Source organism: Novosphingobium sp. CF614 (assembly GCF_900113255.1).
In the GTDB taxonomy this organism is placed as follows: Bacteria; Pseudomonadota; Alphaproteobacteria; order Sphingomonadales; family Sphingomonadaceae; genus Novosphingobium.
The window spans coordinates 1-1095 of record NZ_FOOR01000064.1 but is presented as its reverse complement, the minus strand read 5'-3'; the positions used below and the strand labels follow the sequence as shown (position 1 = coordinate 1095).

Annotated in this window: 1 protein-coding gene; it reads right to left on the bottom strand. The window is 64.0% G+C overall.

Going from position 1 to position 1095, the window contains the following annotated elements; all coding sequences use genetic code 11:
• Nucleotides 1-132: 132 nt before the first annotated feature.
• Nucleotides 133-1002 carry a tyrosine-type recombinase/integrase gene (locus BM052_RS19275; protein WP_091149491.1) on the bottom strand — a complete coding sequence of 290 codons (870 nt, stop codon included), beginning with the start codon at nucleotides 1000-1002 and terminating at the stop codon, nucleotides 133-135.
• Nucleotides 1003-1095 lie beyond the last annotated feature (93 nt).

Below are 1095 nucleotides of genomic sequence, written 5' to 3'. Positions count from 1 at the left end.
TCGGCAAAGCTCGATCGCGGACATTACGCGGCGTTCGACGCGGCCAAGATGGCCGTCATGGGCAGCGCGATAAGCATGACCATGGCGGCGGAAAATATCCGCCACCTCCAGTCCCGAGCGCATCACTACCGCTTAGTTCGGCGGTACCACCTCCAGCGTCAGACGGTCGAACGGGCTTTGCGTCCCGGCGATCGTGCTCGTGGCCACATGCGTATAGCGCGCGGTCGTCGACAGGTTGTTGTGTCCCAGCAGGACCTGGATGATCCGGATATCCGTGCCGCTCTCGAGCAGATGGGTCGCGAAGCTGTGGCGCAGCGTATGCACGCTGACCCGCTTGACCAGACCTGCCGCCTTGGTCGCAGACCGGCAGGCCGCGTGGAGCACCTGAACGTCGATCGGTTTGTCGCCCCGGCCGGGAAACAGCCACTCCTCAGGCCGGGCCAGCCGCCAGTAGGTCCGCAGAATGCCCAGCAGTTGCGGTGACAGCATCACCGCGCGGTCCTTGGCGCCTTTGCCATGATGGACCTGGATCAGCATCCGGTCGCTGTCGATATCCGCAACCTTCAGGCTCACCGTCTCCGAGGCGCGCAGTCCCGCGGCATAGGCCGTGGTCAGCGCGGCGCGCGCCTTCAGCGATGACACCGCCTCCAGGAAGCGCACCACCTCGTCGGCACTCAGAATCTCCGGCAGCTTGCGCGGCGTGCGCGCATAGACGATCCGCTCCGGTATCTCTGCCCGGTCCAGTGTCACGCCGTAGAAGAAGCGAAGGGCGCAAACCGTCTGGTTGAGCGCAGCCCACGAAATGCCCTGCGACACCAGATAGACCTGGAAAGCGCGGACATCCTCCAACCCCAGCTGATCCGGTGAGCGGCCGAAATAGCGGCTGAACCTCTTAACCGCGTGAACATAAGATCGCTGCGTGGCAGGCGACAGGTTGCGCAGGCTCATGTCGTCGATCATACGACGACGCAGCGGGCTTACCGCTGCCGTGGCGTCAGTCATGGGATGGTCTCCTGGTTGATGGTTGGTCCAGCAACCAAACCATCTCATCAGGAGGCCATTCCGGCCAAGACCCGCCCATCTCCCGCGTCAGCG

Excerpts from the sequence above, each read along its gene's own strand:
- BM052_RS19275 (WP_091149491.1), bottom strand. The coding sequence starts at position 1,002 with ATGACTGACGCCACGGCAGCGGTAAGCCCGCTGCGTCGTCGTATGATC.